A 25,572-nucleotide genomic window follows, 5' to 3' on the forward strand; every position below is an offset into this window, starting at 1 on the left:
AACCAGCGTCGGGGCCCTCTTGGCGAGGGGCGCGGCTTGTACCTCGGCCACGTTCAGGGTCAACAAACTTCGTCGAACCTTTTCTTCCCCCCACTGCGGATCAGGGCGCTTGAGGCGCCGCGCTCGTTGGTGGGGGGTTCGACTCTGTACCCCTTCGTTCCCGATGCGTCAATTCCCAGGTGATCCACCGAACAAAATGAGCGGATCACCTCGCGATTTGCGCACCCGGATCGCCACCTGCAAGTCCCTCCCCAGATTGATGCCCTGGAGGGAGGCGTCCTGGTGTCCTCAGGCGGACGGGCGAGGGCGCCTCGCTGCGCGTGCCCGGGGCTCCTCTGGGCCCTTGCTTCTTCGGCCCTTGGGTCGCCACACCGTCCCGACGAGGTAGTCCGCCAGGGGGAAGGTGAGATTGAAGTGGAAGCGGGTCATGCGGCTCGGATCGTGGTGCACCTGATGGTGCGCGCGGAGCCAGGCGAGCCCGGGCCACCGGACAATCGGATGCCCTTCAGGCAGGTGGTAGCTGAGGTGGAGCCACTCATAGGAGAGGTAGTAGCCCAGCGCCGTCGCCACGAAGAGCAGGCCCACGTTCGCCGAGGCGAGCACGAAGCAGAGCAGCCCGAGCGGCAGGGCGATGGCCCCGAGGAAGAACGCGAGCAGCACCGGAGGGAAGAGCACCAGCTTGAAGTCGCGGCTCGACTCGGTCTCCATCGACTGGTGCGTGAAGAACCGATGGTGCTGCCCTGTGTGGCGCGCGAAGACCGCGCTCATCCCGGGGCGGCGCCGATGCATCGGGCCTCGGTGCCCGAGGAACTCCACCCCGTTCGCCAGGAGGATGACTCCGGGGACGGTCAGCAGCTCGGCGGGCCGGGGATGCTCCAGCCAGGAGAGGGCGAGCGACATGCCCCCCAGGCAGCTCAGCGTGGTGAAGGCCAGGTGTCCCCAGCCCGAGTAGCGCGGGCTCACCGCTCGGCGCCGGTAGACCTCGCGAAACTCCGCGACTCGCTTGGGGATGTGGGGCTCGCCCATCTGGACAGCCTAGCGCGCCCCTCTTTCCCCGCGGGCTAGGACTCCTCGGCCTTCGTGGCCTTCCGCCGGGCCAGCGTCTTCTGGAGCTTCTTCATCCGATCCAGGATGAGCGTGCGCTTGAGGCTCGACAGGTGGTCCACGAAGACGTGGCCGTCCAGGTGGTCAATCTCATGCTGGAGCACGTGGGCCAGCCGCCCCTCCGCCTCCATCTCCTGCCAGGCGCCCGACTTGTCCTGGAACTTCACCTTCACCCGCTTGAAGCGTGGGCACTTCTCCCACTCGTCCGGAACGGAGAGGCAGCCCTCCTCGATGGAGATGGGCTCGGACTTCTCCACCACCTGCGGGTTGATGATTTCGAAGAAGGTGCCGTCCTCACGGCCCACCAGCGCCATGCGCAGCGGCTCGCCCACCTGATTGGCGGCGATGCCAATCCCCTCGGCGTGCTTCATGGACTCGGCCATGTCCTGGAGCAGCTTGTCGAGCGCCGGACCGAAGTCCTTCACGGGCTGGGTGGGCGAGGTGAGAACCTTGTGGGGCCAAATGACGATATCGCGAACCATGGCCCTACTCTGCCATGCGCTCTTCGCTTCGATCAGCACTTCCAGCGCGCTTCCGCCTGGCCCGTCCGACGTGGACAAGCGTCACCCGCAGGACACGCCCGCGCTCCATGCTCGCCTGTTTTCCTCAGGAGATACGAGACGGCAAGGGCTCCAGGTCCGGGGGGCACCAGGTGTCTCGCGCTCGCTCCGAGCCCAGCGTCTCCGGCCGGTAGTGCCGCGCCAGCCTCTTCGAGTCCGCCAGCTCCGCGTGCGACGCCAAGAAGGCATCGAAGGTGTCGACGCGGGGGCCTCGGTCCATGGCGGCCTGGACAAGCTCTGCCCAAGCGCGGGTCTGGGTTTCATGGAACTTGCCCGCAGCCCCGTTCGCCGTCGCGAAGCCTCGGATGAGGACGCGCAGGCGAGCCAGCCCGCCCTCGAAGCCCTCCGTTCGAAGGCAGATCCATGCGAGCCTCACGTGCTCCCGGTGGTGAAAGCCGGCGCCCGGGTACGTCGCGGATTCCACGGCCGCGATGAAGGCGGCATCCGTCCATTGCTGCGGCTCCATGGCCGCGCATCGTAGCTGGCGATTCCGCGCCCGTGCGCTGGATCTCAAGCCCCCTTCGATGCGCGCAGCCCTGCCGAGTGCGCTTCGGCCAGGCGTACGAGCCGCGCCCCCCGGAGCCTGTCGTCCTGCCCCTGGCGCTTCGTCCGGGTGTGCGTGTCGCGCCGTTCAGTCCTCGGACTCCACCCGATGAAGTCCCAGGGGTCCCCTGCCCCCCTCGCGCACGAGCCGGGCGATGCAACGCAGTTCCCCCATCCAGTCCATGAAGCGCAGTCCCAACGAACCATCCGCGTTCAACAAGAGGGTGCAGTACCCGTGATTGCCGCGGTCCTGCCGCACGCCCGTCCACTCGGGGAAGCGCGCCCGGGACTCGAAGAAGCGGATGGGCAGGCGCGACGGGGACTCCAAGACCTGTCGGGCGTAGGGAAAGCCGCCGTGTCCCAGGCTGAGCCCGATGAACGGCAGCTCCGGCGTGCGGTCGAACAGCGCGCCGCAGTGAGTCCCGCCCCAGCACCACATGTCCACCCAGCCCCGAGCCAACACCTCCTTCAAGTCCTCCGTCAGAAGGGGGGCCATCCGCGCCTCGTCATGCCGGTAGGGCGCCCCCTGGCTCAGCAGGATGTTCACCGCGCCGCGCCGGCGGCCCTCGGACAACACCTGCTCCAACCACTGGCACAGCGCGGGCTCCTGGTACCTCCCGGGCTCGAAGTAGGCCGTGTCGATACCGATGAGCTGGAAGCGCTCCGAGGCCAGGCAGAAATAGCTGCCCTCCTGGACCTGCTTCGCGCCCAGGCCGCGCCGCTCATCCAGTGAGCGGAAATACGAGCCGCCCCCGGAGCGCATCTCTGGCCCCGCGTTCAGCGTCAGCAACGAGGTCGTCTCATAGAGCGGTGACAGGGGCTCCGCGACGTGCGCATCGAACTCGCCCTGTCGGCCCGCGTAGAAGACGCCGCCCAGGTGGATGGCGTGCTCGAGCCGCTCCCCTCGAAGCTTGAGCTGCCTGGCGATGTACAACGAGGGGTACTCCCCCGTGCCAAAATCCGAGAATAGCGCGACCTCCACCGGATGGTCTGGCGAGGGCTCGCGCAGGGCGTAGCGGTACCGGCTCCGCGCGGCGAAGTGCCAGCGGAACGGAGCGCGCACCACCGTCCCGCGCTTCAACCACGCCGAACCGCAGAACATCAGCCAGCCCCGCAGGTCCGCGAGGGGCTCGAAGCGCGTGCGCTCCGGATGGATGGGAATCTCCGCGGTCCGCTGCGGGAACGTGAAGTCCGGGGGGAGCATCGTCGCGGTCTTGACCCGCAGGGTCTCTGCCTTCAGGCGGTGAAGTCCCTGCTCGGGGGAGCGCAGCCACAGGTCCACCTCCTGCAACGCATCCACGAAGGCGGATACCGTCACGCGCGTGCCCAGGCCCACCGCCGCCTCGCCGAGCACGTTCTCGGGCTCCTCCATGAACGCCGCCCGGAGCGCGTCCAACTCCTCCGCGCTGAGGAGGGGCAGCTCCGCGTCGCCCTCCAGCGCCGGTGGCTCAGGAGGCGGGGCGTCGAGCCGCGTGGACATCGCCAGCCGTCCTGCCTCTGGAGGCGCAACGGTTGGCGCGGCGGTCTTCACGGGCTCGCGGTAGCCGAGTGCCTCGAGGAGTTCCCTCCGCTTGTCGTCCATGCGTCCGTCCTTTCCGGTCGAGCGATCCGGCCCCTCCCCGCCCCCCCCCCGACGGCGCACATGGGCTCCGTCGGGGCAGGCATCATTCCAGGAGGGGCCGACACACGGGAAGCGTCCGCCGGCGCGAGACGCAGGGCAGGCTACTCGTGCTCGTCGTCGATGGAGGGGTGGTTGCCCCCTGACCAGGCGACCGCACGCCCCTGCCGATAGGCATAGAGCGTGTAATACGAGCCCGTGGCGAAGCCCGGGAGATGGAAGGGATTGAAGACGCTCGTGCTGGAGATGGTGCCCCCCACGAAGCCGGGAGGCGCCTCCACCAGCTTCAGCGCGCAGCCCGCCAGCACGAGCCCCGCTTGGGGGACATCATTGCTGACCAGCGTGCACGTGCCCGAGGCCGTGAAGGGCCCCTCGGGCAGATTGAACCGCGCGTAGAACGGCACCTGCTGCCCGGGGGGGAACGTGAAGTCCGTCAATCGCACACACGCCGTCGCGGTGCCCGCTCGCAGGCGCCCCGTGAACACCACCTTGCCATCCCAGACTTGATGCAAGGGGATGTACACGCTCGCGCCCAGCTTCACGTTCGCCACGAAGGGAGCCGCGGCGCAGACGCTCGCGTCTGGCGGTGTCGCAGGGTCCTCCTCGGTGCGAAACTGATACACCCCCTCTTCCGTAGCCGCCTCGGCCCGGGCCACCGACGACAGAGCCAGCAGCGACAGCACGACCCTCGCACTCCTCTGTTTGCGCGTCATGAACACCCCTCCAGAGCTTCATGGGAACCGCGAAACCACGCCCGGACCTGGCCTACTGCCACGACAGCTCGTATTCCGTATCCAAGGCCCCTGTCTGTCTTCCTCGGACCTGGACGGCACGTCCTCCTTGCGCCTCAATGACTGCCTGCAAGACACCTTCATGATAGGAGGGCGGCATGAAGTCTCGCTTCATCACGAAGCGCCCCATGCGCTCTCCGGTCCACTCCACGGAACGCTCGCCATAACTCACGGCGGCGCGATACCCAGAAGGCAGGTTGCTCACCAACCGCTTGGGACTGTCTCCCGCCAGGAGCAGCAAGGTCTTTCCCGCCGTCGATGACAGGAAGTCCGAGGTCGCCTGGGTGCCCATGCGCCGCAGCGTCGCGTCGAAGCCGCCGAGCTGCGGCCCCATGAGCTGCGCGGCCGTGTACGCCAGCCGCAGGAACGCGGCCACCGGGTAGTTGAAGAAGTCGACGAACTTCTTCTCGCCCGCGGCCCCCAGACACTGGTCCACGGCGGTGTCTCCCCCCAGCGCGCGCACCGCGCCCACCGCGCCGTTGAAGAACAATCCGCGCGCGGTGTCTTCCTTCAGCGCCAATGACAGACGCATCGACAAATCCTTCGCCCACGCCGCATCCAGACCCCTGACGTCTCCTTGAGACTGCTCACCCATGTTGGAGGCTCCCGGTGAACTACCCACTGCAATGATTCAACTAGAGGCGAATGAGCTGGGCGCCGTAGTGGATGTTCGCGCCCACCGCGGCCACGACCACCAGATCACCGCCGCCCAGGCTGACGCGGCCCTGCTCGAGGTCCTCGGCGAGCAGAATCAGCATCCCGGCGGCCGAGGTGTTGCCATAGCGGTCCACGTTGCACGCCACCGCCTCCGGCGGCAGCCCCGCGCGGTGGACGAAGGCATCCATCACCCGCTTGTTCGGCTGGTGGAAGTAATAGCGATGCACGCGCCGGCGGCGCGCGGGGTCCGAGCCCAGCACCGTGTCCAGGCACTTCTGCATGTACTCGGGATAGCTGCGCGCCACCTTGAAGCCATCCACCACGAAGGCCATGTCCGAGGGACGGGTCCATCCGGGCTGATACGGCAGCTTGAGGAGCCCCCCGCCGCGGCGGGTCACCAGCTCGCCGTGCGCATTGCCGGAGAAGGACTTCAGGATTCCCGGCCCGTCCTCCTCGCCCGGCCGCGCGCGGAGCACCACCGCCCCCGCGCCGTCACCAAAGACATACATGGACAGGTAGGCGTTGAGCGCCTTGGGGCGCCCCGGGCCCGGGGGGAGTTCGTCCGTGTAGACCTCGCGGTTGAGCAGCGGCGAAGTGAAGGCGGACGCCACCACCGCGACCGTGCGGAAGCGGCCTCCGTCCATCATCTTCTTCACCAGGTCCAACACATACGGCGTGCCGCCACACCCGTCATCCACCACCAACGCGAACGCGTCCTCGCGCAGGCCCAGCCGCTGATGGAGCGCCATGGCGTCATGGTTGAAATGAGGCGCGTCCGGCGTGCACGTCACGACAAACAAGGCATCCAGCTCGACGGGCTCCACCCCCGAGCGAGAGAGGGCCTGACGCAGCGCGACCTCACACATGTCTGTGTTCGTCGCGGGATAGAAGCGCCCGGCCACGTCGTCCGGGGGAGGAATCGCCCGACCTCGCTCGTCGTCAAAGTCCCAGAGGAAGCGGCGCTCGCGAATGCCTATCTTTTCTTCAATGCGCTCCGCCGACCACCCCGGGATGGCCCGGGTAATCCGCGCATTGCTGATGGTGCGCGTCGGAACAAACGCACCCGCTCCCACAAGACAGACCCTGTTCGCCATATCATGGCCTCGTCATTTCACAGCCACGCCGGACAGGGATGATTCCCTGGTATCCCCCGGAATGAGCAGGATCCAGGCCATTTCTCAAACCCTTGGAATGACGGGTATCTACCGAAGCCCGTCGATTCACGGGTGAAGTATCGAGCACTCCGGGGGCCTGCAAGTCCCTGAACTTCTTCCAGTGAACGGCTCGCTTCAGAATTGAAGCAAAGACAATCAAAAGCGAAGCCAATTCGGGGACTATTAAACTATTCGGTGAGTCTGGAAAACACCGCAGGTGTCATCAATCACTCGGCGCTTCCCGGTGCGGCGCGGCGACTCACCCCCACATCCACGCCACGCAAGGCCAAGTTAGACATGGGGGCCCGATTTGGCTCGCCCCGACCTCGCGCGAGGGGTCGTCCCCAAGCCGCATGTCCATGTACACCAGGAGCGCCGCTCAGAGCCACTGACCGTGACAACAAAGTACACGGATTGAGCGGGTGGGCACAGGGGCTCCGGTCGCGCCGTCGCGCGCACCTGGCCCTTCACGTAGCGTCCGTCCCCATGCCACGCTGAGCGTTCTCCAAGGCCCGCGTGTCCGCGTCCTCCGCCATCCCGCCTCGACTCATGCCGCTCGTGCGGCTGGGGCTATTCATTGCGGTGTACGCGGTGGCGGCGCGGATGGGCAGCCTGCTGTCCTTCGCGCCCGAGCATGTGTCCGCCATGTGGCCTCCCAGCGGGGTGGCGCTCGCGGTGCTGACGCTGAGTCCCGTGCGGGAGTGGCCGTGGCTGATGCTCGCCGCCGTCGCGCTGGAGCCCGTGGTGACGGCGGAGGCGCACTGGCCCGTGGGGCCCGCCCACTTCGCCATCGCCTGCGGCAACATGCTGGAGGCCGGGGTGGGGGCGCTGCTGCTGCGCCGCGCCGTGCGCCTGCATCCCGCCATGAATCGGGTGCGCGACGCGCTCGGGCTGTGCGCGACGGCGCTGTCCAGCCCCGCGCTCAGCGCCTCGGTGGGTGTCGCGACGTTGGTGCTCGCGGGCCGGCTCACCTGGGCGAATGCACCGACCGTCTGGCGCGTGTTCTGGGTGGGCGATGCCATGGGCATCCTCGTGGTGGCGCCGCTCCTCTTCACCTGGAATGCCCGGCGCGGAGCCACCGCCAGCCGTCAGCGTCCCTGGGAGCTGGCCCTGCTGCTCGTGGCGTTGGGCGCGGCCACGCACGCGGTGTTTCGCGCGGCGCCCTCCACCACCACGTCCTTCCACCCGCTCAGCTACCTGGCCTTCCCCTTCCTTCTCTGGGCCGCGCTCCGCTTCGATGCGCGGGGCGCCGCCACCGCCACGGCCGTCCTCTCCGCGGTGTCGCTCTGGCACACGTCTCTGGGCAGCGGCCCCTTCGCGGGGCCGCAGCCGAACCTCAACCTCTCCTTCCTCCAGTCCTTCCTCGCCGCCGCCAGCGTGTCCGGCCTGATGCTGGCGGGCGCGCTGGGCGAGCGCCGGCGGGCCCAGGACGAGGTGAGTCACCTCAACACGGAGCTGCGGCAGTCACTCGACAGGCTGGCCGCCACGCAGGCCGCGCTCGTGCGACGCGAGCGCATGGCCGCGCTGGGCGAGTTGAGCGCCACGGTGGCGCACGAGGTCCGCAATCCCCTGGGCGCCATCGCCAATGCCCTGGCGGCCTTTCGCCGCATGCACACGCCCCCACCGGGCAGCACCGCGGACACGCTGCTGGCCGTCATGGACGAGGAGGTCCACCGCCTGGACCACATCGTCAATGACATGCTCGATTTCACTCGCCCCATGGAGCCCCGGCTGCAGGCCCAGTCACTGGAGCCCTTGGTGGAAGGCGCGCTCACCTCGGCCCTGCGCACCGGGCCGCCCGGCCTCGAGGTGGTGCGCGATCTGGATGCGGCCCTGCCTCCCGCCGCGGTGGACGCCCAGCTGCTCCATGTGGCGCTCACCAATCTCTTCCACAACGCGCTTCAGGCCATGTCCGCGGGAGGCACCCTGACGGTGCGACTCACCTCGGACCTGCGCGGGGGGACGCCTCACGCCCGGCTCAGCATCTCCGACACGGGGCACGGCATCTCCCCGGAGCTGCAGGCGCGTGTCTTCGAGCCCTTCTTCACCACCCGCGCCACGGGCACCGGCCTGGGACTGGCCATCGTGCGGCGCATCGTGGACAGCCACCACGGCACTGTCGCCGTCCACAGCCTGCCCGGGCAGGGCACCACGTTCACGCTCTGGTTGCCCTACCTGGGTCCTGCGCTCGACGCGGTGGCGTGAGGCGGCTGGCGCCCCACGCCCGCGTCCACTCAGAACGGGATGTTGTCGTCGTCGCCCGGGGGCGGGATGTCCGAGTCATCCGGCGGAGGACCGAAGCCCCCACCGCCGCGATACCCGCCGCCACCGCCACCGCCGCCACCCTCGCCCCCGCGCTGACGGGCCATCTCCGCCTCGATGGCGGACAGCAGCGCGCGCTCCTTGTCGTGCCAGCGCGACTTGCTCGGGTCCGCCAGCGAGCGCCGCGCGCCATTGGCGTAGAACTCGAGGTCCTGCAGGCTGGCCCCCACCACCGGCGCGCCCTTGCTGCGGCCGTAGTTGGGCAACATCATCCCATCGCCACCACCGCCGGCAGGCGCTCCGCCACCCGACGGGGCCGCACGCCTGGGCGCCGGCGCGGACGCCACGGGCGCTCCTCCAATCGACAGCTCACCCATCTCCAGCGTGAAGCCGTCGCCGTTCCTGTACGCCGTGCCTACGCGCACCTGTTCCACTCGCCCATCGGGGCGCCGGACCGCCACGGTGACCGGATAGCCTTGCTCGCTCATGCGGCCCGAATTCCCATCCCGCCACGTCGCTGTCAACGACTAGCACGCACACGTGTCCTGCGCGGGCGGTTGTCACGCCCAGGATGCGGCGCAAAGCCCCCCTGCTGCCCACGCGAACCGAGCGTGGGGTCAGTTCAGCGACACCATGCCGCCAGCGCCCTTCTTGCGGACCCAGGCCTTGGGCTTGGGCGGCGTGGCCGGCGCGGCGGGCTTCGCCACGACTTCCTTCAGGGCCTGACTGCCAGCACGGCCGCGGGGCAGCGTGACCTCGCGAACCGACTGCGCCTTGGCGTCATCCATCCAGTCGCTCGGGCGGCGGCCCGTGCGGATGAGCAGCCGGAGCTTCTGGTAGTGCGCCGAGCAGTAGCCCTTCGAACGGCTGGGGCGCTTGCACCCAATCACCGCGCAGGCTCGCGAGCCGTGCTCGGTAACGACCGCACGACCGCGCGCGGCGGGCTTGTTGGAGGGGACCACCTCGGGCTTCGTCGCCTTCGCGGGCGGCCGTCCTCGGCCCCGCGTGGGAGCGACGGGGAGGGCCACTGCGGCCGTCCGTACCCCCGCGATGGAACCGAGACGGCTCGACAGCGAGCCCAGCCGGCGCGTCACCACGCGGAGCAGGTCGAGGGCGTCCAAGTTGCGCGCCATGCGACCCACCGCCTGGTTCAGCGGAGCCAGCTGCGCAGCGACTTCGCGCCGCACCACTTCACGGAGTTCACTCTCAAGAGAGATGGCCATGAGCCCCCAGGATACACGTCCCAATACCTGAGAGGGCGGAATCGTTCGAGGCAAGCAACCAACCCACCCCTCCCGTGGGGAACGGAACACACCGGCCAGGGCGTGGTCGAGGGTGTTAAAGGAGTCCTCTCATGACTCAGGCCCCTGCCCCCGTCCGCTTCAAAGGCACTGATACCTACCTCACCAACGAGAGCCTCCAGGCCGCGGTCAACTGCGCGCTCACGCTCCAGCGCCCGCTGCTGGTGAAGGGCGAGCCCGGCACGGGGAAGACCCTGCTGGCCGAGGCCATCGCGGAGAGCCTGGGGCACCGACTGCTGACCTGGCACGTGAAGAGCACCACGCGCGCGCAGGACGGCCTGTATGTCTATGACACCGTCCAGCGCCTGTATGACTCGCGCTTCGGCGACGGGGACGTGCGAGACATCCGCCGATACATCCGCATGGGCCCCCTGGGCGAGGCCTTCTCCTCGCCCGAGCGCGTGGTGCTGCTCATCGACGAGGTGGACAAGGCGGACCTCGAGTTCCCCAACGACCTGCTCCACGAGCTGGACCGGATGCGCTTCCGCGTGTCGGAGACGAATGACGACGTGGCCGCGAAGCACCGCCCGGTGGTCGTCATCACCAGCAACAACGAGAAGGAGCTGCCGGACGCCTTCCTGCGCCGGTGCGTGTTCCACTTCATCGACTTCCCGGACACGGAGCTGATGAAGCGCATCGTCGGCGTGCACCACCCGGGCCTGGACGAGTCGCTGTCGGAGCAGGCGCTCAAGGTCTTCTACGAGCTGCGCAACCTCACCCGGCTGCGCAAGCGCCCGTCCACCAGCGAACTCATCGACTGGATCGCCGTGCTCAAGGCAAACGGCGTGTCGAGCCTCAAGCTCGACGAGGGCCTGCCCTTCGTGGGCGCGCTCCTGAAGAAGGAGCAGGACCTGGTGGCCGTGGCGGAGGCCTTTGGACGCGGCCGTCGCACGCGGGCCTGAGCGGGAGACGCGGCCATGTTCCTGCCCTTCTTCTACGAGCTGCGACGCCGAGGCGTGAAGGTGGGCGCGCAGGAGGCGCTCGCGCTCGCCGGCGCGCTGAAGGCCGGGCTGCATGACAGCAGCCTGGATGGCTTCTACCACGTGGCCCGCGCGCTGCTGGTCCACTCGGAGACGCAGCTCGACGTGTTCGACCAGGCCTTCCTCGCCCACTTCCAGGGCGTGGAGTCCGCGGGCATCGAGCTGACCCAGGAGCTGCTGTCGTGGCTGGAGGAGGCGCGCGAGCGCACGGACCTCACGCCCGAGGAAGTGGCGATGCTGGAGCAGTGGGACCCCGAGGAGCTGCGCCGTCAGTTGGAGCAGCGCCTGCGCGAGCAGACCGAGCGTCACGACGGCGGCACGCGCTGGGTGGGCACCGGCGGCGCGTCACCGTTCGGTAACAACGGGCTGCCTCGGCAGGGCGTGCGCGTGGGCGGACGCGGCGGACGGCAGGGACAAGCGCTGTGGCAGGCCGGCGCGCGCCAGTACGCGGGCTACCGCGATGACCTCGTGCTCGACACCCGTCAGCTCGCGGTGGCGCTGCGCAAGCTGCGGGCCTTCGCGCGCGAGGGCGTAGCCGAGGAGCTGGACATCGACGAGACCATCTCCGCCACCGCGAAGAACGCGGGCGAGCTGGAGGTGGTGACGCGCGCGCCGCGCCGGCCCAACACCCGCGTGGTGCTGTGCATGGACGTGGGCGGCTCCATGGACCCGTACGCGCACCTGGTGAGCCGGCTGTTCAGCGTGGCGAGCCAGGCCACGCACTTCAAGGAGCTGCGGACCTACTACTTCCACAACTGCGTCTACGGGAAGCTGTACGCCACGCCCCAGCTCACCGGCGGCATCACCGTGCCCGAGCTGGTGGCGCAGGTGGGCCGGCACCACAAGCTGGTCATGGTGGGCGATGCCTCCATGGCGCCGTACGAGCTGGGCATCCGCACGGACGCCAACGGCCAGTACCGCGCGGAGGGCATCGAGGGGCTCGCGTGGCTCATGCAGTTGGCCCAACACTTCGAGCGCAACGTGTGGTTGAACCCCGAGCCGCCCGCGTCCTGGCGCGCGGGCACGATGGCGATGATCGGCCGGGTGTTCCCCATGTTCGCCCTCACCGTGGAGGGGCTGGGCGAGGCGGTGAACCACCTAACCCGGGGCCGCACCCCACGCGGGGCGAGCGCCCGGCGCTGACGCGCGTCCACAGGCGGGTGGACCTCAGGGCATGAGGTCGTGGACTGCCCGACGACGCCTCGCGTTTCGTGCGGCGCGACGGCGTCACTTGCGGCATGGTGCGCCCCCGACGCGCGCCTGTCGCGAGGAAACCCATGACGACCGATACGCTGGACACCCAGGCAATCAACACCCTGCGCACCCTGGCCATGGATGCGGTGGAGCAGGCCCACTCGGGACACCCGGGCGCGCCCATGGCGCTGGCCCCCGTCGCCTATCAGCTCTGGCAGCAGGAGCTGCGGTACGACCCGTCCCATCCCATCTGGCCGGACCGCGACCGCTTCATCCTCTCCAACGGCCACGCCTCCATGCTGCTCTACGGGCTCCTGCACCTGTCGGGCGTCAAGCGCGTCACGCGCGACTACCGCGTGGAGGACGCGCCCACGGTGTCGCTGGAGGACATCCAGAAGTTCCGCCAGCTCGACTCGTCCACGCCGGGCCACCCGGAGTACCGCTGGACCAGCGGCGTGGAGACGACCACCGGGCCGCTGGGCCAGGGCGTCGCCAACAGCGTGGGCATGGCCATCGCGAGCCGCTGGCTCGCGAGCTACTTCAACAAGCCCGGCTTCGACCTCTTCACCTATGACGTCTACGCCATCTGCGGCGACGGCGACATGATGGAGGGTGTGGCCTCCGAGGCGGCGTCCATCGCCGGCCACCTCCAGCTCCCCAACCTCTGCTGGATCTACGACAGCAACCACATCTCCATCGACGGCAACACCGAGCTCGCCTTCACCGAGGACGTGGGCCGCCGCTTCGAGGCCTACGGCTGGCGCGTGCTGCGCGTGGCCGACGCCAACGACCTGAACGCGCTGAGCCAGGCGTACCGCACGTTCAAGGAGCAGCGCGGCAAGCCCACGCTCATCATCGTCACCAGCCACATCGGCTACGGCGCGCCCAAGAAGCAGGACACGGCGAGCGCGCACGGCGAGCCGCTGGGCGCCGAGGAGCTGAAGGGCGCCAAGCGCGCGTACGGCTGGCCCGAGGACGCGAAGTTCCTGGTCCCCGACGGCGTGCGTGAGCGCTTCCAGCAGCGCATGGGCGCGCGCGGCAAGCAGCAGCGCGACGCGTGGGAGAAGAGCTTCGCCGCGTACCGCCAGCAGTTCCCCGAGCTGGCCGACCAGCTGGAGCGCATGCAGCGCCGCGAGGCGCCCCAGGGCTGGGACAAGGACCTGCCCACCTTCCCCGCCGACGCGAAGGGCCTGGCCACTCGCGACTCCAGCGGCAAGGTGCTCAACGCGCTGGCCAAGAACTACCCGTGGCTGGTGGGTGGATCCGCGGACCTGAACCCGTCCACGAAGACGTACCTCACCGCGTCCAGCGCGATGAAGCCGGGGGACTACGCCGGCCGCAACATCCACTTCGGCGTGCGCGAGCACGCGATGGGCTCCATCGTCAACGGCCTGTGCCTGAGCAAGCTGCGCGGCTACGGCGCCACGTTCCTCATCTTCAGTGACTACGAGCGCCCGGCCATCCGCCTGTCCGCGCTGATGGAGATCCCCGCCGTCCACATCTTCACGCACGACTCCATCGGCGTGGGCGAGGACGGCCCCACGCACCAGCCGGTGGAGCAGCTCGCGTCGCTGCGCGCCATCCCGGGCAACATCGTCATGCGTCCCGGTGACGCCAACGAGGTGGCGGAGGCCTGGCGCTTCATCGCGCAGCAGACGAAGCACCCGGTGGTGCTGGTGCTGACGCGGCAGGCGGTGCCCACGCTCGACCGCACGAAGTACGGAGCAGCCAGCGGCGTGTCCAAGGGCGGCTACGTGCTCGCGGACGCCGAGGGTGGCACGCCCGAGGTCATCCTCATCGGCACCGGCAGCGAGGTGTCGCTGTGCGTGGACGCCTACGAGAAGCTCAAGGCCGAGGGCGTCAAGGCGCGCGTCGTGAGCCTGCCCTCGTGGGAGGTGTTCGAGGCGCAGTCCCAGGAGTACCAGGACAGCGTGCTGCCTCCGTCCGTGCGCGCCCGCGTCGCGGTGGAGAAGGCCTCCACGTTCGGTTGGGAGCGCTGGGTGGGAATCTCCGGCAGCGTGGTGGGCATGCGCACCTTCGGTGCCTCCGCGCCCATCAAGGACCTCCAGAAGAAGTTCGGCTTCACCGTGGACAACGTGGTGAAGACGGCCAAGGACACCGTCGCCAAGGTGAAGGCGCGGGGCTGAGGTCCTCCCAGGGCCTGCTTCTGACCTCGAGTTGGAGGCGGGCCCTGTCGTGTCAGTCGCCGCCCGGTTTCTTCCGAGCCGGGCGCGCGGCGGCCTTCAGCAGCTTGCGAACGCGCTGCTTGCCCGTGGGCTTCTCGGCCACCAGCGCGTAGCCCTGTCGAAGGAAGAGCGGCAGCGTGCCTGTGTAGACAGCGCTCGCCGAGGCCCGGCCTTGCGCGGGTGGCTTCACGGGATAGGCCTCGAGGAATCGCGCGCCCTCGCGGCGCAGGATGTCCTCGGCCGCTTGCAGCAGGAGCGTGGCCACGCCCTGCCCTCGCCAGTCCTTGTGCACGAAGAAGCACGGCACCGAGGACACCGAGTCCGCGTCATCGCAGCGAAGACTCGGCGCACGGTCCAGTCGAGGGAAGTCTCGACGCGCCCCCAGCGTCACCCATCCCACGGGCACCTCGCCCGCGAACGCGAGCACACCCCGAGCCTCGCCTCGCTCCACCAAGGACTTCAGCCGTTCGCGCGCGGGAGCCCCCTTCACGTCGGAGAAGCGCTCTCCCTTCTCCAAGCGCCAGAACATGCACCAGCAGCCCTGACACGCGCCGCTCTTCCCGAACAATTGCTCCAGCGCGGGCCACAGCTCCGGGGACAGTTCTCTTGTGTGAATCGACATCGAAGACATGAGGCCGCAGCGTAACCGCGAGGTGCACACGTCGCCGCGCTACAAGCCTCCGCGCAGCTCGGTCTCGCTCCACCAGGCCCCCTCACGCTCACGCAACAGGAACGCGAGCCGGCCTTGATGAAACCCACGCACCGGCGCTTGCGGATCCGGAAATCCCACGGGCAGCCGCCACTCGGGCGCGCGCAGCCGAGCCGGTGGAATGGGGCGGTCGCGCCGCAGCTCGCCCACCTCCTGGTCGGTGAGTTCGCGCGAGGAACACCAGGGCAGCAACGCCGCTCCGTGCACGCCGACACGCTGCCCCTCGGCGGGCACCGTCCACGGCCCGATGGCGGTGCGCCGCAGGGCAGACAAGTGCGCGCCGCTGCCGAGCACCCGGCCCAGGTCCTGCGCCAGCGAGCGCACGTAGTAACCACCACGGCACGTCAGCTCGAGAAGGCTCGAACGCGGTAGCTCATGTGACAGCCAGCGCGCGGTGTGCAGGTAGACGCGCGAAGGAGGCAGCACCACCTCCTCGCCTCGGTGCGCCTTGCGATACGCGGGCTCGCCTCCCAGCTTCTTCGCGCTCGTGGCGGGAGGCACCTGGTCGCGCCAGCCCAGGAACGGGACGAGCGCCTCATCGAGCCGCGCGGGCGTCAGGCCAGAGGTGTCTCCGCGGAAGACCTCGCGGCCGTGCAGGTCGCCGGTATCCATCTCCACGCCCCACTCGACGCGAGCCACATAGGTCTTCGGCACGGCGTGCGGCAGCTCGAACAGGCGCGTGGCCTGCCCGACGAGCAGCAGCAACAGCCCCTCCGCGAACGGGTCCAGCGTGCCGCCATGGCACACGGGCACGCGCTTCGACGGCGAAGCGGCGCGCACCTCGTCGAGGAACTCGCGCATCACCGAGAAGCTCGTCGGCCCCACGGGCTTGTTGACCAGATAGATGCCGGGGTTCATGGAAGGCTCGCGGCCCGTCGCCTCCGAGCGACCTGGGCGGCCCGACCCTAGTCGGCGCTCGCCCCTCTCGGGGCCTCAACTCGCGCGCCCCTCGCCAGAAGTCCGCCCCAGCGCCGGGCGACCTCCGGAGAGGCCCTTCTAGTAATTCACGCTTTTCAACATAGTCTGTGGTGTCCATCCGCGCGGGCCGCCCGTCTGAATGACCGCCGCCGGATGGCTGCTGCCCCATCGGGCGCGCGGGCTTGGCCGCAAGCCGCTCGTCCACGGACTCTGGAGGATTCCATGTCGCGTCCCGCCCGTCTCAGGTGGGTCTGGTTGCTCGCGAGTGTCCTGTCGTTCTCAGCCTGCTCCGAATCGAGCGAGGGTCCCCCTGACGGAGGTCGCGTCGTCACCGATGCGGGGACGACCCCAGAAACGCGTGACGCGGGCCAGGACAGCGGCACCGACAATCAAGCCCCCGATGCCGGTCCGCGCGACAGCGGCACCGACAATCAAGCCCCCGATGCTGGTCCGCGCGACAGCGGCACGGACAATCAAGCTCCCGACGCAGGCCCACGCGACGCGGGAACAGACGAGGACCCATGGGACGGTGGGTTCACGCCGCTCCCGGAGCTGACGGATCGCGTGGACCAGGGCGACTATTCGCCCTGCACGTTCACTCCGCCTGCGGGCTCCCAGCCCGCGACGTGTGACGACGCCGCGCTGTTCGACCTGTCGCAGTGCACTCCCGAGGACTTCGGCACGGTGGACGCGCACGGCTACTCCGTGTTCGAGCTGCGCCCACGAATGGATCAGGTCTCGCTCAGTGGCATGCTGACGCTGCCCAACGACGGTGGCATGGGCCGCATGGCCGCGATGCCTCTGGTGCGGCAGGACATCAGCAGCCACGGCTTCTTCCTCACCAACAACCGGAACCTGGCGGATGGAGGCGTGCGGCAGTACGTGCTCGCCGGCTGCAAGACCTTGCCCGCTGAGGGCCGCATCGTCGGATGCTACGGCCAGTGCCTCAACGGTCGCGTCACCTCCAAAGGCACCTTCGACATCGAGCGCCTGACCCGAGTCCGCGGCGAGTCAGAGTCGAGCGGCAACGTGCCGTGGCTCTCCGAGACCTTCGTCGCGCAGGGCGTCCCGGTGGACGTGTACGTCGCGAAGGAACATGCCTACGTCGTGTCCATCACGGATCGCCAGCGGCCAGCGGGCGGGCTCTCCGTCTACGACGTGCGAGACCCGCGTCACCCCGTCCTGACAAAGACCCTCAGCCTGCCCAATGACAACTACTGGAACGGGGTCTGGGCCAAGGGTGACGCGCTCTACGTCGCCAGCGGCGCCACGGGCGTCCTCGTCTTCGACATCTCCGCACCCGCGAACCCTGTCCTCCTTCGCAACCTGCCGGGCGGGCCGCCCATCAACGTGCACACCGTGTTCGTGGAGGGTGACCGGCTCTACGCCATGTCCCCCTCGCCCAACGCGGAGGTGCTCATCTTCGACGTGTCCGCGCCGCGGTCCCCCGTGCTCCTCAATCGCGTGGTGGTGCCGGAGAGCTACGGGTATCCCCACGACGCCTTCGCCTACCAGGGCCGCCTCTACGTCAATCACACGGACTCGGGCTACTTCATCCTGGACGTCGCGAACGTCGACAACGTGCAGGTCGTGGGGCGCTACGCCTTCGACCTCCAGTACAGCCACGCCAACGCGGTGGGCACCTTCGCGGGACGCACCATCGCCTTCGAGGGAGGCGAGCAGAGCGGCGCGCACCTGCGCGTGCTGGACGTGACCGACCCCGCCCAGATTTCGCTCATCGCCGAGTACAAGCTGCGTCCGCTCGTCTCCATCCACAACATGGTGCTGAAGAACAAGCGCCTGTACGTCGCCTACTACCAGGAAGGCCTGCGCGTGCTGGACGTGTCCATCCCCACGCAGCCGCGCGAGATTGCGTACGTCAACACGTACAACGAGACGGACGCCTTCCGCGGCGACAGCCTCTTCGACGGCGCCATTGGCATCCGTGTCCCCGGCGATGGCCACGTGTACGTCGTGGACACCGCGCGAGGACTGCTCATCTTCGACGAGCCGTAGCCAGAGGCCACTCGGCCGCGACTAGGTCTCAATCCGGTCGCGGCCGTTGGCCTTGGCGCGATACAGCCGCGAGTCCGCCACGCGGAGCAGTTCCTCCACGGTCGTGCCATCTCGTGGCGCCACGGCGATGCCCGCGCTGAAGGTGATGTGGAAGGACTCGCCGCCGTCTCCCTCGAAGCGCATCTGGGACAGCTCGGCGGCGGTGCGCGCCAGGATGTCCCGCGCGCTCTGGGCATTCTCCCCGAGCAGCGCGACGACGAACTCCTCGCCACCCCACCGAGCACGGACGTCCTCCCGGCGGAAGCGCGCGGCCAGCAGGCGCCCCAGATGCATGAGGACGCGATCGCCGGCCATGTGGCCGTGCTGATCATTCACGCGCTTGAAGTGGTCCACATCCAGGAAGCACAGGGCCAGGGGCTTCTGCTGGCGCTGGGCCTCGGACAAGCGCGTGCGCATCGCCTCGATGAAGGGCCGGCGCAGCAGCAGGCCCGTCGCCGCGTCGCGCTCCGCCCGCTCCCGCGCCATCCGCGCCCGCTCCACCCGCGCGTGGACGCGAGCCCGCAGCTCCTCGCGAAGCACGGGCTTGGGGATGTAATCATCCGCGCCCGCCTGGAAGGCCGCGAGCCGGAACTCCGTGCCCACCTGCGCGGTGATGAGCAGGATGGGCAGCTCTTGCCACTCGGGCATCGAGCGCAGGATGCGGCACAGGTCGAAGCCATTCGGCCCCGGCATGCGCACGTCGAGCAACAACAGGTCCGGCCGATGCCGGGTCAGCGCATCCAGCAACCCATACGCGCTGGGGAGCCCCACCACCTCCATGCTGTCACTGGCCAGGGCGTGGGTGAGCGCGGTGACCGCCTCGGGGTCATCATCCACGACGAGGATGCGAACGCGCTCCTGGCGCCGCGCCGCGACCAGGCGCTCCGCGGCGGAGACGAAGTCCTGCGCGGAGAAGGGCCGAGCCAGGAAGAGCGAAGCGCCCGCGTGCACCGCCGCCACGCGGCCCTCGAGCCCGCGCTCGGAGCTGGTGAAGGCCAGCGGCAACGACGCGTGCCCCTCCTCGGCGCGCAACGCGTGCGCGGCGGCGATGCCGCCCATGGGAGCGCCCAGGTTCATGTGGATCAGCGCGCCATCCACCCACTGACGTCGCAGCACCTCCCGAGCCTCATCCACCGTGCGCGCCGTCATCACCCGCACCACGTGCGCACGCCCGAGCAGCTCCACCTCCGCGAGCACCGCCGGATCCTCATCCACGACGAGCAGCGTGCCCTCGCCCGTCAGCGTCGCGTTCACGGGCGTCTCGGGACGCGCCGAGTTCTTCCCCGACGCGGAGGCCACCGCCGCCAGCTCCTGGAAGCGCACGGTCACCTGTCCCCAGTCCGCGCTGCCGCCGTCCTTCGCGGGGCGAAGCGCATCCTCCAGGCGTCCAGCGGCGGTGCTCACGGCCGAGAAGCCGTAGCTGCCCGCGGTGCCGTGAAGCTTGTGCGTCGCGGTGTATGCGCCCTCCAGCGCGTCGCGCTCATCGCGTGCGCGGCCCAGCAGCTCGCCGAGCTGCGACATCTTCTCGCGCAGCTTCGCGCCGTACTCCGCGTTGAGTGCCGCCATCTTCGCGGCGAGCGGATCCACCTCCGCGGGAGCGCCCTGCTTGCGCGGCGACTCCATCGCCTCGGGAGGCGGAGGAGGCGGCAGCGCAGGCAGCGTCTTGATGAAGAGCTGATCAACCCAGACGGCCAGCTCTTCGGGCCGATAGGGCTTGTGGACGATGCGCGCCACACCGAGCTGGCGCGTGAGCATCTCGTGGCTCTTGAGGTCCTTCCAGAAGGCGGAGGCGAAGAGGATGGGGAGGGTTGGCTGGGCCTGGCGAAGCTCGCGGATGAAGTCCGCGCCCGTGATGCCCGGCAACAAGCCATCCACGATGGCCGCATCCACGGGCATCTTCTCGAGGATGGCCCGCGCCTCGTTCGCGGAGCGCGCGGGCTCCACGCGGTAGCCGCGCTCCCGCAGGAAGGCGCCCACGAGCATCTGGAGGTCCTTGTCATCCTCCAGGAAGAGGAGGGTCTTCGCGAGGCTCATGGCAGTGCCTTTCTGGCAACCGGAGATGCCTCCCGACGAGGCAGCAAGCCGTTGAGGAGTTCTCGCACGGACGCAACCAGTTCGTCCTCGGAAGAGCGCGCCTTCGTCAGATGTCGAGTCATTCCCAGGGTGAGCTGTCGCTGATCAACGCGAGTCAGCTCGCGTCCGGTGAAGACGATGAGGGGCGTGGTGCGGCCCTTGCCCTGGCGGAGGATGTCCACGACCTCGAAGCCGTCCAGGCGAGGCAACCCCACGTCGAGCACGATGAGATCCGGCGGCGCGGCCCGAGCCAGCACGACGGCGCTCTCGCCATCCGCCGCCTCCACGCATTGCGCGCCCAGCTTCTCCAGCTGGGCACACAGCACGCGCCGAGTGGTCGCGTCGTCCTCGACGACGAGCACACGCGCCTGTCCCGGCTGACGCATGGCATGGCGGAGCGAGTGGAGCAGCCGGGTCTCATCCACCGGCAGCGCCATCCAATCCACGAGCAACGGCGTCCCCACACCCTCGCCTTCCGCCGAACGACCCGAGAGGACGAGGACCGGGAGCGTCCGCGTGCGCGGCGCCTCGCGCAGCCGCCGAGCCCAGTCCAGCACCTGCCCATCGGGCATCTGCGTGTCCACGAGCAGCGCGTCGGGGACGCCTTCGTCCACCGTGCGAGTGGCCTCGGAGAGCGTAGCGGCACGCATCACGCGGTAGCCCTCGTTCGAGAGCAGGCCGCGAAGCAACGTGAACAGGTCACCATCCGCCGTGACAATCAGCACGCTGTGGCGCGACTCATCCCGAGGAGGAGGCGCCACCGCCGGCGCATTCGCCGAGGGCTGGAACGCCTCCATCGAGAAGGTGAACGTGGAGCCCTGACCGACCTCGCTGTGGACCTCGATGCGCCCACGGTGCTGCTCGACGATGGCCTGGGAGATGGCGAGGCCCAGGCCCGTGCCGCCCTTGGAGCGAGTGTCCGAGCCATCGAGCTGCTGGAACCGTCCGAAGAGTCGGCCGCGCTGCTCGGGAGGAATCCCCGGGCCGTGGTCCGTCACACTGAAGCGGATCCGCCCCCCCGGCTCGGAGACCACCCGCACCTCGACCGAGGCCTCGGCCGGGGAGAACTTCACCGCATTGGAGACCAGATTGGTGAGCACCTGGATGAGCCGGTCACGGTCGCCCTGCACCTGCGGCGAGCCTTCGACTTCGGCGCGAAGGGTGACCCGCGCCGTGTCCGCCATGCCCTGCAAGCCCGCGAGGGTGGACTCCACCAACTCCGAGCCATCCAACACTTGAAGCTTCAACTCCAGCTTCCCGGCCTCCATCTTCTCCAGGTCGAGGATGTCATTGATGAGGCGGATGAGGCGCTCGGTGTTGGTGCGCGCGATGCGCACCATGTCCAGCGCCTGAGTGGGCAGCTCGCCCATGATGCCGCCCTCGAGCAAGCCCAGCGAGCCGCGAATGGAGGTGAGCGGCGTGCGCAGCTCGTGGCTGACGGTGGAGATGAACTCGTTCTTCATCCGCTCCACTTCGCGGCGCTCGGTGATGTCGCGCACGAAGGCCGTGAAGCGCGGGGGACCATCTCCCCGGACGCGAGCAAACGTCAGCTCCGCGGGGAACACCCTGCCATCCGAGCGCAAGCAGGGAGACTCCAGGCGCGGCGAAGGACCGCCCTCGGCCCGAAGCGCCGAGGCCACCGCCTCGCGCTGCTCCGCGGGAAGGGACGCCGGAATCGCGAGCGTCAGGAAGTCGAGCCCCACCGCGCGCGAAGACGGAAGCTGGAACGTGCGCTCGGCCGCGGGATTGAACTCCACCACGCGACCGTCCTCGTCGAGCACCACGATGCCATCGGGCGAAGCCTCCAGCACAGCGGCCTTGCGCGCCTCGCTGCCACGCGCCCCCGCGTTCGCCTCCGACAGCGCTCGAGTGCGCTCGGCAACCCGGTCCTCCAAGCCTCGGTTCAGCTCGGACAGCGCGGACGACGCCCGGGCCAACCGAACCAGCACGACGAGGACATAGCCAACCAACAGGAGCGATACGCCAAAGAGCACCACGCGAGTGCGCTCAGCGCGGGCCTGCACGCCCTCATAGAGCTGGAGGTACGTGTTGATGAGGCGATCCGCCTCGGCACTCGCGCTGCGATCCAACACGGCCTGAAAGGCCGCGTCCCCGGAGCGCCGCAACGTCGTCAGCTCGCGAGCCGCCTGCACCGGCGCGGTCACCGCATCCCGCGCGGACTCCGGGACCTCTGGGAGGGACGCCTCCAGCGCCGCGAGTGCGGACTCGACACGCGAAACGAAGCCCTCGGGCCCGCCAGGGCGACTGGACAGGAGCACCCGCTCCCCCAGGGCATCGACGTGCGCTCGAGGCTGGGCCGGCCCCTGGGCCAGCGCCGCCTGGGCGCGCGCGAGTTGCCGCGCGAAGTCCGCGCGCTTCTCCGCGAATCGAGCATCGGTCTCCTGGGCGCGCGCGAGCAGCCCGCGCGCCGACTCCAAGGCCCGCAGGTAGCCGTCGAGCGCGGCCCCCAGGGTGTGCTGTCCCTCCTCGGAGAGGAATGAGGGGAAGGTGCGCAGGACCTCCGCGCGAGCCTTGAGCGCGTCGAAGTCTCGAGGCGAGGACCCATGCGACTCGGGCAACCCCGCGCGAACGCGGAGCACGTCCAGCTCCAGCTCGGCGCTGGCCACGCGAAGCTGACGAAGCTGCGTGCGGTAGTGGTCATTCTCCGAGCTGGCCCAGGGCCGCCCGAGGATGAACAAGGCACACAGGAGCAGCAACGCGCCCGCGGCCATGCCCACCGATCGCTTCGACAGACGAGGCTCCATCACGGCACCAGCTTGCGGATTTCCTGAGGCAGAGTCATCGGGTCAAAGGGCTTGCCAATCACACCCAGCGCCCCCAGCTCCAGATAGCGAGCCACCTCCTGCTTCTGAATCTTCGCCGTCATGAAGATGATGGGGGTGGTCGCGGTGGAAGGCTGGGCGCGCAGCTTGCCGAACGTGGTGGGTCCATCCATGCCCGGCATCATCACGTCGAGCAGGATGAGGTCCGGCGATTCGCTCGCGGCCTTCTCCACCGCCTCGGCGCCCGAGGACGCAAGCACGGTCTGCCACCCACCCACACGGCTGAGGCTGAGCTGGCCAATGGTACGGATGTCGTCCTCGTCATCGACAAGCAGCACCTTGCGCAGGGTCGTCATTGGGCTGGACCTTTCCCCGAGGGGGAATGAGTAGAGAGAGCGGATGGCGACGCGTCGCTCGTGAGCAGCAGGTGCGCCAGCGTGGCACGAAGTTCGGCGCCAGAGGCACGGGACTTCACCAGGCACGCCACGACATCGCGAGCCATGTCGGCAGAAGGCTCATCCACCGAGAACAGGACGACGGGCGCCGCAGCTCGAAGAGAGGCCAAGGGCAAGCGCCCGCCATCCGGAAGGACGGGGTCCACGAGGACCACCTCGAAAGGCCCCGTACAGAGGGCCTGCTCGGCCTCCGCCAGTGAGGAGGCGGTGACCACGTCCGCCAGGCCGTCCAAGATGTCTGCCACCGCGCGGCGGTCGTCCAGGCGAGCATCCACGTGCAGGACGCGGGGACGAGAGGGTTGCCACGCCTTGGGGTTCCACTCGGGAAGCTCGAACCAGAAGGTCGTCCCTCGCCCGAGTTCCGTCGTGAATTGAAGCACGCCGCCCATCCGCTCCACGAGGCCACGGGCAATGCTCAACCCCAACCCCGTGCCACCGCGCCGGCGGCTGTCCGAGCCATCCGCCTGGGCGAACTTCTGGAATATTCGGGCGTGAAAGGCCTCCGGAATGCCGGAGCCTCGATCCTCAACCCAGATGCGAAGGTGGGGGCCCGCGCGGCGCAGGCCCAAGGTGACACATGCGCCTTGAGGTGAGTATTTGATGGCATTGGACAAGAGATTGGCAATCACCTGCCCCATGCGATCTGAATCCACGCGGGCCCAGACACCCGGGGCATCGGATATCAATTCGAGTTCAACACCCGACTCGTCCGCATGGCCCCGGTGCGCCTCCAGCGCTTGCATCAACAGGGGCTCCATGGCCGCGGGCTCCAACGTGATGTCGAGCTTTCCCGAGGCCATCTTTTCCAAATCCAGAATATCATTGATGAGGCGAATGAGGCGCTCACTGTTCTTGTGCGCAATGCCAATCATCTGCCCCACCTGAGGCTCGAGTGGCCCCGCCACGCCGCCCGAGAGCAAACCCAGCGCACCTCGAATGGAGGTGAGCGGTGTCCTCAACTCATGGCTGACCGTGGAGACGAACTCGTTCTTCATCTGCTCCACGCGCTGTCGTTCGTCGGCCAGACGGCGGGCCTCGGTGACATCCCGGGCAACCGCATACAGGAGCCCCTCCGAGAGATTGGGGACCGCATTCCACTGGAGCCACCGCCAGGAACCGTCCTGGCAACGGGTTCGTTGCTCGAACTGGAGGAGCGGCGCGCCAGTCCGAGCACGCTCGAGCTGTGCCTCGGTGGCAATCCGGTCCTCCTCTAATGCGAGGTCGACCAGGGACGTGGCGAACAGCTCCTCCTGGCTGAATCCCAAGGTATGGCGCCACGCATCTGACAGGCGCAGGAACGCCCCATCCAGGGTGGCGATGCAGAGCATGTCCACGGAGAGCGCGAAGAAGCGCTCCTGGTGTTCGAGTGCCGAGCGCGCCTCGCGAACGGTCAGCGCGGAGAACTCAAGCTCCACCCAAGCCGCGAGGTTCTGCAACGCGGCGCGATCATGCTCGGAGAAGTCACGAGGTACGCTGTCGATGAGGCAGAGCGTCCCTACGCGACCGCCGTCCGGTGCCCGTAACGGGTGCCCCGCATAGAAGCGGATGAAGGGAGCACCAACCACCAGCGGGTTGTCGTGGAAGCGGTCATCCAGCACCGCATTCGGAACGACAAACGTGCTCGTCGCGAGAATGGCGTGACCACAGAAAGAGACGTCTCGTGAGGTCTCGGTCGCGCCAAGTCCCTGCCGCGCCTTGAACCATTGCCGTCCCTCATCAACCAGGGACACCAGCGCAATGGGCACCCGGAAGAGGTGGGCCGCGGTTCTGACGACGCGATCGAAGCGCTCCTCCGATGGCGAATCCAGGAGGCAAAGGCTGCGCAGAGCCTGAAGGCGACGCGACTCATCCGGCGGCAACGGAGGAGGAATCATGGGGGAGCCCTCGTGCAACTCCAGCCTCGCCGACCTGGGGAGAGGACACGAAGACCCCTCATGGCGCTCGAGAGCGATTCCTCGCTCAAGCGGCCACTAGTGGGCACTTCGGCCTGGAAGAAGCGTGAGGGACTGCACCACACCAGGTGGGACGGGCCGGCACAGGCACTCACGGCCCAGCTGAGCGGAGCCAAGACCCGCTGTCCAGAAGGACGCGGCTCGGCTCAAACACTCACAGGAGTGTCTGGCTTTGCATCAAAGGCCAAGCCGGAAAACACTCCTGAGATCACAAAGCCCCTCTTCGAACCCGGGGGAGAAAAAGGAAAAGCCCCCGGCGCCATGAAGGCGACGAGGG

20 protein-coding genes are annotated in these 25,572 nt (G+C 68.7%); 5 read left to right on the forward strand and 15 right to left on the reverse strand.

The features are described from left to right. Positions 1 to 288 precede the first annotated feature (288 nt). The 7 genes from JGU66_35490 to JGU66_35520 all read right to left on the reverse strand — a co-directional run bounded on the left by JGU66_35490 (position 289) and on the right by JGU66_35520 (position 6,367). A complete protein-coding gene (locus tag JGU66_35490; GenBank protein ID MBJ6766088.1) occupies positions 289 to 1,026 on the reverse strand; it encodes a sterol desaturase family protein in 738 nt (245 codons plus the stop codon). Between the two features lie 35 nt (positions 1,027 to 1,061). Next, positions 1,062 to 1,586, reverse strand: coding sequence for a peptide deformylase (gene def, locus JGU66_35495; protein MBJ6766089.1), 525 nt, complete (start codon positions 1,584 to 1,586; stop codon positions 1,062 to 1,064). A gap of 124 nt (positions 1,587 to 1,710) precedes the next feature. Further along, positions 1,711 to 2,130 carry a hypothetical protein gene (locus JGU66_35500; protein MBJ6766090.1) on the reverse strand — a complete coding sequence of 140 codons (420 nt, stop codon included), beginning with the start codon at positions 2,128 to 2,130 and terminating at the stop codon, positions 1,711 to 1,713. 165 nt (positions 2,131 to 2,295) lie between these two features. Then, positions 2,296 to 3,789 (reverse strand): hypothetical protein, encoded by a 1,494-nt coding sequence (locus tag JGU66_35505; protein ID MBJ6766091.1) that lies wholly within the window; start codon positions 3,787 to 3,789, stop codon positions 2,296 to 2,298. Between the two features lie 140 nt (positions 3,790 to 3,929). Then, the gene (locus JGU66_35510) at positions 3,930 to 4,490 is read right to left on the reverse strand and encodes a hypothetical protein (GenBank protein ID MBJ6766092.1); all 561 of its coding nucleotides are present in this window, start codon (positions 4,488 to 4,490) and stop codon (positions 3,930 to 3,932) included. Positions 4,491 to 4,590: 100 nt separating this feature from the next. Further along, entirely contained in the window at positions 4,591 to 5,211 is a 621-nt protein-coding gene (locus tag JGU66_35515) for a DUF2378 family protein (protein MBJ6766093.1), read from the reverse strand. A gap of 40 nt (positions 5,212 to 5,251) precedes the next feature. Next, positions 5,252 to 6,367: a 3-ketoacyl-ACP synthase gene (locus JGU66_35520; GenBank protein MBJ6766094.1), complete on the reverse strand. Its 1,116-nt coding sequence runs from the start codon at positions 6,365 to 6,367 to the stop codon at positions 5,252 to 5,254. Between the two features lie 576 nt (positions 6,368 to 6,943). Here JGU66_35520 and JGU66_35525 point away from each other — a divergent pair. After that, complete coding sequence (locus JGU66_35525) at positions 6,944 to 8,632, forward strand: MASE1 domain-containing protein (GenBank protein ID MBJ6766095.1); 1,689 nt, start codon at positions 6,944 to 6,946, stop codon at positions 8,630 to 8,632. Between the two features lie 29 nt (positions 8,633 to 8,661). On the opposite strand, the gene JGU66_35530 is transcribed toward JGU66_35525, so the two are convergent. Both JGU66_35530 and JGU66_35535 read right to left on the reverse strand, forming a co-directional pair. Then, on the reverse strand, positions 8,662 to 9,177 hold the full coding sequence (locus tag JGU66_35530) for a hypothetical protein (protein ID MBJ6766096.1): 516 nt from the start codon (positions 9,175 to 9,177) through the stop codon (positions 8,662 to 8,664). Between the two features lie 129 nt (positions 9,178 to 9,306). After that, on the reverse strand, positions 9,307 to 9,912 hold the full coding sequence (locus JGU66_35535) for a vegetative protein (protein ID MBJ6766097.1): 606 nt from the start codon (positions 9,910 to 9,912) through the stop codon (positions 9,307 to 9,309). Positions 9,913 to 10,043: 131 nt separating this feature from the next. Here JGU66_35535 and JGU66_35540 point away from each other — a divergent pair, with 131 nt between their 5' ends. The 3 genes from JGU66_35540 to tkt all read left to right on the forward strand — a co-directional run bounded on the left by JGU66_35540 (position 10,044) and on the right by tkt (position 14,311). Further along, entirely contained in the window at positions 10,044 to 10,892 is an 849-nt protein-coding gene (locus JGU66_35540; GenBank protein ID MBJ6766098.1) for a MoxR family ATPase, read from the forward strand. 15 nt (positions 10,893 to 10,907) lie between these two features. Further along, complete coding sequence (locus tag JGU66_35545) at positions 10,908 to 12,113, forward strand: VWA domain-containing protein (protein ID MBJ6766099.1); 1,206 nt, start codon at positions 10,908 to 10,910, stop codon at positions 12,111 to 12,113. A gap of 134 nt (positions 12,114 to 12,247) precedes the next feature. After that, positions 12,248 to 14,311 (forward strand): transketolase, encoded by a 2,064-nt coding sequence (gene tkt, locus JGU66_35550; protein MBJ6766100.1) that lies wholly within the window; start codon positions 12,248 to 12,250, stop codon positions 14,309 to 14,311. A gap of 52 nt (positions 14,312 to 14,363) precedes the next feature. Here the strand turns inward: tkt and JGU66_35555 are convergent, their stop codons facing one another. Both JGU66_35555 and truB read right to left on the reverse strand, forming a co-directional pair. Then, entirely contained in the window at positions 14,364 to 14,981 is a 618-nt protein-coding gene (locus tag JGU66_35555; GenBank protein MBJ6766101.1) for a GNAT family N-acetyltransferase, read from the reverse strand. A 39-nt stretch (positions 14,982 to 15,020) separates the two neighbouring features. Continuing rightward, positions 15,021 to 15,917: a tRNA pseudouridine(55) synthase TruB gene (truB, locus tag JGU66_35560; GenBank protein ID MBJ6766102.1), complete on the reverse strand. Its 897-nt coding sequence runs from the start codon at positions 15,915 to 15,917 to the stop codon at positions 15,021 to 15,023. Between the two features lie 786 nt (positions 15,918 to 16,703). Between truB and JGU66_35565 the strand changes: the two genes are divergently transcribed. Further along, the gene (locus JGU66_35565; protein ID MBJ6766103.1) at positions 16,704 to 17,993 is read left to right on the forward strand and encodes a hypothetical protein; all 1,290 of its coding nucleotides are present in this window, start codon (positions 16,704 to 16,706) and stop codon (positions 17,991 to 17,993) included. A gap of 21 nt (positions 17,994 to 18,014) precedes the next feature. Here the strand turns inward: JGU66_35565 and JGU66_35570 are convergent, their stop codons facing one another. Genes JGU66_35570 through JGU66_35585 form a run of 4 tightly spaced genes read right to left on the reverse strand, consistent with a single transcriptional unit; the run spans position 18,015 to position 25,217 of the window. Next, positions 18,015 to 20,066: a response regulator gene (locus JGU66_35570; protein MBJ6766104.1), complete on the reverse strand. Its 2,052-nt coding sequence runs from the start codon at positions 20,064 to 20,066 to the stop codon at positions 18,015 to 18,017. Next, the gene (locus tag JGU66_35575; protein ID MBJ6766105.1) at positions 20,063 to 22,870 is read right to left on the reverse strand and encodes a response regulator; all 2,808 of its coding nucleotides are present in this window, start codon (positions 22,868 to 22,870) and stop codon (positions 20,063 to 20,065) included. Before JGU66_35575 ends, JGU66_35570 begins: the two co-directional genes overlap by 4 nt. After that, positions 22,870 to 23,244: a response regulator gene (locus tag JGU66_35580; GenBank protein MBJ6766106.1), complete on the reverse strand. Its 375-nt coding sequence runs from the start codon at positions 23,242 to 23,244 to the stop codon at positions 22,870 to 22,872. Before JGU66_35580 ends, JGU66_35575 begins: the two co-directional genes overlap by 1 nt. Beyond that, positions 23,241 to 25,217, reverse strand: a complete 1,977-nt coding sequence (locus JGU66_35585; protein ID MBJ6766107.1) for a PAS domain S-box protein — start codon at positions 25,215 to 25,217, stop codon at positions 23,241 to 23,243. Before JGU66_35585 ends, JGU66_35580 begins: the two co-directional genes overlap by 4 nt. Positions 25,218 to 25,572: the final 355 nt, after the last annotated feature.

Source organism: Myxococcaceae bacterium JPH2 (assembly GCA_016458225.1).
Taxonomy (GTDB): Bacteria; Myxococcota; Myxococcia; order Myxococcales; family Myxococcaceae; genus Citreicoccus.